Annotated in this window: 6 protein-coding genes and 1 pseudogene (1 of these 7 cut by a window edge); 3 read left to right on the top strand and 4 right to left on the bottom strand. The window is 63.7% G+C overall.

Translation table 11 applies throughout. The annotated features are described in order from the left end of the window. Together C480_RS08035 and C480_RS08030 are read right to left on the bottom strand one after the other, a co-directional pair. Nucleotides 1-19, bottom strand: partial view of a class I SAM-dependent methyltransferase gene (locus C480_RS08035; RefSeq protein WP_086009649.1) — the beginning only. 1,289 nt of this gene lie to the left of the window's left edge; 19 of the gene's 1,308 nt are visible here — the first part of the coding sequence; it begins with the start codon at nucleotides 17-19; the stop codon falls past the left edge of the window. A gap of 30 nt (nucleotides 20-49) precedes the next feature. Next, nucleotides 50-1,168, bottom strand: a pseudogene (locus C480_RS08030) (60S ribosomal export protein NMD3); the annotation flags it as partial. A gap of 355 nt (nucleotides 1,169-1,523) precedes the next feature. Between C480_RS08030 and C480_RS08020 the strand changes: the two are divergent. Beyond that, nucleotides 1,524-2,165 carry a class I SAM-dependent methyltransferase gene (locus C480_RS08020; RefSeq protein ID WP_006665112.1) on the top strand — a complete coding sequence of 214 codons (642 nt, stop codon included), beginning with the start codon at nucleotides 1,524-1,526 and terminating at the stop codon, nucleotides 2,163-2,165. 212 nt (nucleotides 2,166-2,377) lie between these two features. Here C480_RS08020 and C480_RS08015 read toward each other — a convergent pair whose 3' ends face one another. After that, nucleotides 2,378-3,988: an outer membrane protein assembly factor BamB family protein gene (locus C480_RS08015; protein WP_006665111.1), complete on the bottom strand. Its 1,611-nt coding sequence runs from the start codon at nucleotides 3,986-3,988 to the stop codon at nucleotides 2,378-2,380. A gap of 426 nt (nucleotides 3,989-4,414) precedes the next feature. On the opposite strand from C480_RS08015, the gene htpX reads away from it, so the two are divergent. Together htpX and C480_RS08005 are read left to right on the top strand one after the other, a co-directional pair. Then, on the top strand, nucleotides 4,415-5,305 hold the full coding sequence (gene htpX, locus C480_RS08010) for a zinc metalloprotease HtpX (RefSeq protein ID WP_006665110.1): 891 nt from the start codon (nucleotides 4,415-4,417) through the stop codon (nucleotides 5,303-5,305). Between the two features lie 110 nt (nucleotides 5,306-5,415). Then, a complete protein-coding gene (locus C480_RS08005; protein WP_006110680.1) occupies nucleotides 5,416-5,676 on the top strand; it encodes a DUF7472 family protein in 261 nt (86 codons plus the stop codon). A gap of 26 nt (nucleotides 5,677-5,702) precedes the next feature. Here the strand turns inward: C480_RS08005 and priL are convergent, their stop codons facing one another. Further along, nucleotides 5,703-6,896: a DNA primase regulatory subunit PriL gene (priL, locus tag C480_RS08000; RefSeq protein WP_006665109.1), complete on the bottom strand. Its 1,194-nt coding sequence runs from the start codon at nucleotides 6,894-6,896 to the stop codon at nucleotides 5,703-5,705. Nucleotides 6,897-6,938 lie beyond the last annotated feature (42 nt).

Here is a 6,938-nt window from a genome sequence, read left to right as displayed (position 1 = left end):
CGCCATCAGAGATGTGTATAAGAGACAGCGTCGGCTCCTCCGTCTCGCCCTCGTCGGGCAGAACGTGCAGTCCGGCGCGGCTCTTCAGGACGGGCACCGTCTCGGCGTCGGGATCGAAGTACTCCGGCCGGGAGACGGTCGTGGCTCGGTACGTTTCCGGATCTAACACTTGGACGGCGTTCTCGTCTTCGACGGTGACGACGGTCGTCTCCACGGCGTCCTCGTGCTCGCCGAGTTTGCGGGCGTCGGGCGAGGCCCCCTCCTCGTAATCGGCCTCGTATCGTTCGCCGGTCGTCACCCGAACACCCTTGAGGTTCCCGTGGGCGCTGCGGACGAGGACCGGCCCCTCGTCGTCGCCATCGAGTTCGATAACGTCGCCCGGCGTGTACGGCGGCAGGCGAACCGCGAAGGTGACGCGGTAGACCTCGTTGCCGTCCTCGTCCTCGGTGACGAGCGTTTCGGCGTCGTTGATCGTGCCGCCGAACTCTTCGACCATCTTGTTCGAGATTTTCTTGCCGATCTTGTTGGTCGAGACCTTGATGTTCAGGCCGTCGTCGGTCTCGCCGATTTCGGTGACGAAGGCGTTGCGGTCGCCCGTCGCCTCCATGTCGGCGACGATATCGTGGGCGATTTCCTCCGCGCGCTCGGTTTCTTCGCTCGTCGGGGTGCGCCCCTCCGCGCGGATCTGGACGATGCTGGCGTAGTAGTCGCCGGCGATCCGGCCGCAGCGGGTGCAGGTCTGGCGGGCGATCTTGACCGGGACCGTCACCTGCTCTTCGACCGGCGTTCCCCGCACGACACCGGTGAAGAAACAGTGCATTCGGATCGTGTTCTCGTCGACCTGCTCGGGTTCGACCTGCCAGGCCACGTCCTCGACGTCGACGTGCACCGAGAGCGCGTCGCTCACCTGTTCGATCGCGATATCCGTGTAGTCCTGCGCCCCCACGTCGACCCAGCGGTTCCCCCGGTAGACCGCCCCGCAACGGGCGCAAACACGCACGTCGATTCGGTCCGGCGCGTCCACGAAGTCGAACTCGTCGAAATAGCAGGCGTCACAGAGATCGACCTCGCTGCCGGGGCGCAGCGGGTCGGCGGCGTCGGCCTCGTCGGCCGATCGCTCGGGAACGGGGTCCCCGCATCGGGGACAGAACGCGCGAGAATCACTCATTATCACCGATTGGTGGCTGAGAGAGTTAAACGGCGCGCTCTGTACGTGTGGGCGGTCGTCGCTCAGCAAATGTTGTTTCCCTCTCAGCTCGGATCAACACGGCCCCCTCCTGTGATGCACAGGGGCCGATAAATACAAACGAACTTATAAATGTAGCAAAAGTGAACCATTGATCGATGTCCATCATCGTGGATCCTCGCTCGGTGACGACGCTCCCGATTGCCAACATTGCTATTCCTACCACCCTCATCCTGCTCATTCTACTTGTGGGCGGACTGATTAGTGGGGGACTACTATTCGGTCTCGTCTATCTCTTCCGTCGGTTCTCTCGCGGATCTGAAGAGCGGACAGGACAGTGACGCGGGAACAGACGCGCCACAGCAAAGCGTGGTATAACGCGCTCAGCCGGTATTACGACGTCCTCATCGATCCCTTTCAGGGTCGTCTTCGGCGACGCGGAATCGATTCCCTCCGCGCGTCTCCCGACGACCGCGTTCTCGACGTCGGCTGTGGGACCGGCCGCGGGATCGTCACGTTGGAGCACGCTGTCGAATCCGAGGGCCACGTGGTCGGGATCGACGTTGCAGAGCAGATGTGTCGGCTCGCACAGGATCGCCTCGAAACCGAGGATCCGTCCGCGGTTGTCTGTGGCGATGCAGTAGCGTTGCCGTTCGATTCCGACAGTTTCGATGTCGTTCTCGTGAGCTTCACGCTCGAACTGTTCGAAGACGATCACCGGACAACCGTGCTCGGCGAACTCCGTCGCGTACTCGAACCCGGGGGCCGAATCTGTGTCATCAGCCCCTCGGCTACAGCGAGCGATCCCATCCCCCTACTCTACGCGCGACTCAACGAGGTTTTTCCGACGCTGGTCGACAGTCGCCCTTTCGATGTCAGCGGCGTCCTCGCTGAGGCCGGTTTCGAGATCGTTCAGACCCACGTTGAGCGGGTACTCGTCGTCCCGATTGAACTCGTCGTTGCGCGTTGCGGATCGTGAGACCGACTCTTCGACACCGATTGACTCGTCTCTGCTGGCCACGTTCGCCCGCGATATCACGCCCTGTATTCAGCAGGACGGACGAACATCACAGTAACCAGATAGGAGTTTACCGGTCGATAAGCAACGCTACGTAACGACTCGACCGACGCACGTTCATCACCATGACTGAATAAAGAAACCGTATTCCCAACTACTGGTAGTGTCCCGAATTACTCGTCCGTCTCGTCCGTGTCGGTTCGGCGGCGGAGGGCTTCGATCCCCGCCGCGGCACCGACGACACCTGCACCGGCGGTGAAACCGGGCATTCCCTCGCTCTCCTCGTTCGAGTCGGCTTCCGATTCGACGTTTCCTTCGCCCAAGTCGCCGTCTCCGCTTCCGTTTCCGGTTTCGCTTCCGTTCCCGGCCCCGGACTCCGATTCGTTCGCGCCGCCGGTCGACGATTCGCCGGTATCGTTTCCGTCGGTGGAGTCGGAGCTATCGGACTCGGTTCCGTTACCGTCCGCCTCCCCGTCGCTTTCGCCGTCGGTCTCGTCTTCGTTCCCTTCCCCGTCGGCAGACTCAGCGTCGCGGTCGTCGCCCTCGGAGCGAATGGCGACCAGCGTCTCGGAACTGGCGTAGATCGTCCCGTCGGTGACCGCGATCGTCGGAATGTCGTCCGTTCCGACGCTCCACTCGACCTCGCCGGTCTCCGAGTCGAAGGCGTACACGCCGTTTTCGTCTTCGGGTGCCTCGCCGGGACCGTACGCCTCCCCGTCAATCGTCAGGCCCGCATAGACGGTGCCGTCGCCGATAGCCAGCGAGGACACCTGATACGTGCTAACCGCCGTGTCCCAGCCCTCTTCGCCGGTTTCTCGGTCGTGTCCCCGAGCGTTGTGCGACTCCAGCGCGTAGAGTCTAGCGTCGGTAATCGCTGCCGGATCGAACGCCGCGCGGGCGCTGCTCACGCGTTGCTCGCCCGTTTCCACGTCGTACAGCGTCGTGTACCCGAGCGGCCACATCGCTTCCGGCTCCGTATCCGCGCTGCCGATCGCCACCACGTCGTCGGTCGCGACGGGGAAACTCGTCTGGCGATGGCTCGGCTTCGCGAACCGACTGTGTTCGTCGTCGCCGACCGGTTCGTCGAGACGCCAGCGCTCGGTTCCGTCCGCGAGTTCACGCGCGAACGCCCGGGACTCGCTGACGGCGACCGCGGCGTCGCCACCGACGGCGACGGGTTGCTCGTACAGCGGGTCGCCGTCGGGTGTGAACTCCCAGGCGAGTTCGCGTTCGGCGGCGTCGAGCGCGTACAGCGTTCCGTCGCCGACGGTGAGGACGCGGCCGTTCGCGACGACGGGCGAGGCGATATCCTCGTCGTAGCCCAGGTCGTGCTGACAGCAGAGGTCGCCGTTTGCGGCGTCGATCACCGTGAGGCGCTCGCCGCCGACGTAGACGGTGTCGTCCGCGACGGCGGGTGTACCGCTCGCGCCGATGGCGTCCGTCCGCCACTCGACCGAGCCGTCGGCCGCGTCGAGGGCGTGGACCTCGCCCTCGGTCGTCAGGTAGACGGTGCCGTCGACGACCGCCGCCGGACCGGCCTGGTCGTACTCCCAGGCGACGGTGACCGGCGTCTCGGGCGCATCGTCCGCCGAGACGACCGGGTTGTTGCCCGCATTCCCGCCGATTGACGACCAGCCGCGCGATTCAGCAGCCGATCCGTCGGTCCCGGTAGCCCCGATTCTGGACCCAGTGGTATCAGCAACTGTACTGCCAGTTGCGAGCGCTCCGCCGGTCATCGCGAGGCCGGCGTACTTCAGGACGTTCCGCCGATCATGTTCGACCATGCGACCTGTTCTCGGACGGGTCACTACTTTTCTATCCGATCGGTAGTACCGTTTCTCTGCCCGAACAGCCGGCGGCTTCCGTTCGTGCAGGCACAAGAGTTGTCGACCGACGGTTGCAGTACACTCCACTGCGACGCCCCCTCTTTCCTTTTGGAGGGGATTTCTGAAATCACGTCTCACAGCGTGAGAACTCGACACGAAACGAGGGGGTCCGACGAGTTCACGTGCGGCGTCAGTCGCCCGTCAGACGGAAGTCGAATGCGTCCGGATCGAACGGCCCCCGTCGCTGGGTTTCCATGCGAAACGAAGGGGTTGCCCCGGCGGCCCGTTTATCGGTTCCGCCGTTGATACGTCCGGTTCGACTCGACCGACGAACCGCCCATCACGGTCATGATACTTATTTCGTCAGAGCCCCTAGGGGAGTCTATGAATTGGCAGTCGGATTGGGGGCTTCGGGCTCGAATGTTTCTGACGATGTTCCTGCTGTTTGCACTGTACATCGTCTTCGCCGGCGTGCTCACGCTGTACATCGGCGGCGGACTGTGGATGATCGCGCTGCTGTTCGGCGGCTTCTCGCTCGTCCAGTACTACTTCAGCGACACGCTCACACTTCGGACCATGGGCGCGAAGAAGGTCTCGGCCGACGAGTACCCGCAACTCCATGGCTCGATCGAACGCCTCTCCCAACAGGCCGACCTCCCCAAACCGTCGGTCGCCGTCGTCGATTCGAACGTCCCGAACGCCTTCGCGACCGGCCGCAACCAGCGCAACGCCGCCGTCGCCGTCACGACCGGCCTCCTCAACACCCTCGACCGCGACGAACTCGACGGCGTCCTCGCACACGAACTCGCCCACGTGAAAAACCGGGACATGATGGTCATGACCATCGCCTCGTTCCTCTCGACCATCGCGTTCATGATCGTCCGTTGGGGCGCGTTCTTCGGCGGCGGCCATCGCCGCGGCGGCGGAGACCGCGGCGGTGGCGGCATTCTCGTCGCCATCCTCGTCTCGCTCGTCGTCTGGGTCATCAGCTACCTGCTCATCCGCGCGCTCTCGCGCTACCGCGAGTTCGCCGCCGACCGCGGCGCTGCGGCGATCACCGGCAATCCGTCCGCCCTTGCCTCCGCACTCCTGAAAATCTCGGGCGAGGTCGATAACGTCCCCGATAAGGACCTGCGCGAGGAAGCCGAGATGAACGCCTTCTTCATCATCCCGCTGAAGTCCGGCATCGTCGGCCGCCTGTTCAGCACCCACCCCTCGACGGAACGCCGCGTCGAACAGTTGCGCGATCTCGAACGAACGGTCGCAACGGCGTAACCGTAACCGTAACCGATTCGAGTTAAATCACGACCCGGCCGGCGCACCTGCCGTGCGCTCCCCGTTGCCCGTTCGAAGCGCTTTTGACGGCCCCGATAAAAGTAGCAGTAATGCTCGAGCGTGAGCGTCTCATCGAACTGGTCGTTGCCGTCTCCGCCGTTTTGCTATTGCTCGGTACGATGATCGCCATCGGAATGATGTACGGCGGTGATGATGGGACTCTCTCCCCCAGCGGCGCACAGTTGCTCGTCGGTGCAATCGTCGGCTTTATTCTCGTGATTACGTCGGCGGGATTCGGCGTCGCCTACATGCTGAACGACCCCGAGGACGGCGATGACGACAACGACTTCGAGACGCAGAACGCTATTTAAGTACGAGCGGTGGTGGCCGGCCGCTCTCAGTCGCTGTTGACCGTTCCAGTTCCCTCGTTTCTCTCCTCGCGCTTCCCGTTCCCGTCGGCGTCCGTCTCTGCGTCCGCCGTTCGCCAGTCTTCGAGTTCGTCCTCGTCGGCCTCGTCGATCCGTTCCTCGTAGTAGGCCATCGGATGGGGAATGCGCTCGCAGAGGTCGTCCTTGTTCACGCAGTCGCCGTAGGACTGCATCGTCGCACACGACGGCGGCGAGTACTCCGTCGGCGACGTTTCGCCGCGGATGTGATCGGTCTGATAGCGGGTCATCTCCTCGCCGAACGACGAGTTCACGCGATAGAGGTCGACGATCTCGTCGGTCGTCATCCCGATGCTCGACAGGAAGGCCGTAATCGCAAACCGCGAGTGGTGGGGCAGGTGCTCGCCCTTCTGGATTTGATCCAACAGCGCCTGCATACACGGCGGGAAGAGTTCGGGAACGACGGTATCGATGTCGCGCGTGAGATCGAGTTCGGCGAGGACGTCCCGGACGGCGGCGACGTCGTCTTCCAGCCCCGTCGCGATCGGGTCGGGAACCTCGAAGGGAAGGCCCTCCTCGATTCGGTCGCGGATGGCTTCCCGCAACAGCACGAGGAGGTCGTCTCGCGCGACCGGGACCTCGCCGTTCGTCAGCGGCTGGTTGACCAGCCCCCACTCGTCGTCCCAGAGGTCCGCAGCCAGCGGGAGGTAGGTGCCGACATCGATCCTGAACTCGTCGACGTCATCGATGTCGTCGCCGTCGGCGGCCGCGGCGGCGGTCCCAGCCCCGCGGGAAGTACTTGCGGGTGCGGGAGTCACTGTCTCCTGTAAATTGAACTCCTCAAGGAGGGTCTCGAGTTCGAGGCCGGTCGACTCGACGCTTTTGAGTTCGGTCGTCGATTCGAGGTCGGCGGTAAACCGCTCGTGAGCGGTGGCTGCCTCGGCACGGGCGTACTTGCGGACGAGGACGCGTTCGTCGACCATCGAGACGAGGACGCGAGCGACGGGGTAAGAGAGCAGTTCGGTGCGGGGATCGCGGTGTGGCTCGCCGATCTCGCCGTCTTCGAGCGCGGTAATCACGCGTTTCCGTGCGCGCTCGACGACTGCTCGCTCCTGCTCGACGACGGTTGCTAAATCGACCGTCTCCGTCGCCACGGTTTCGCGGGCGGCTTCGAGAAACGGGTATCGAGCGTGCAGTCGCTGCATCGGTAATTGAAAACTACTCTGATGGATTAAGTCCACTGATTG

This window comes from Natrialba aegyptia DSM 13077 (assembly GCF_000337535.1).
Lineage (GTDB): Archaea > Halobacteriota > Halobacteria > Halobacteriales > Natrialbaceae > Natrialba > Natrialba aegyptia.
This window is presented reverse-complemented; position numbering and strand designations above follow the sequence as displayed.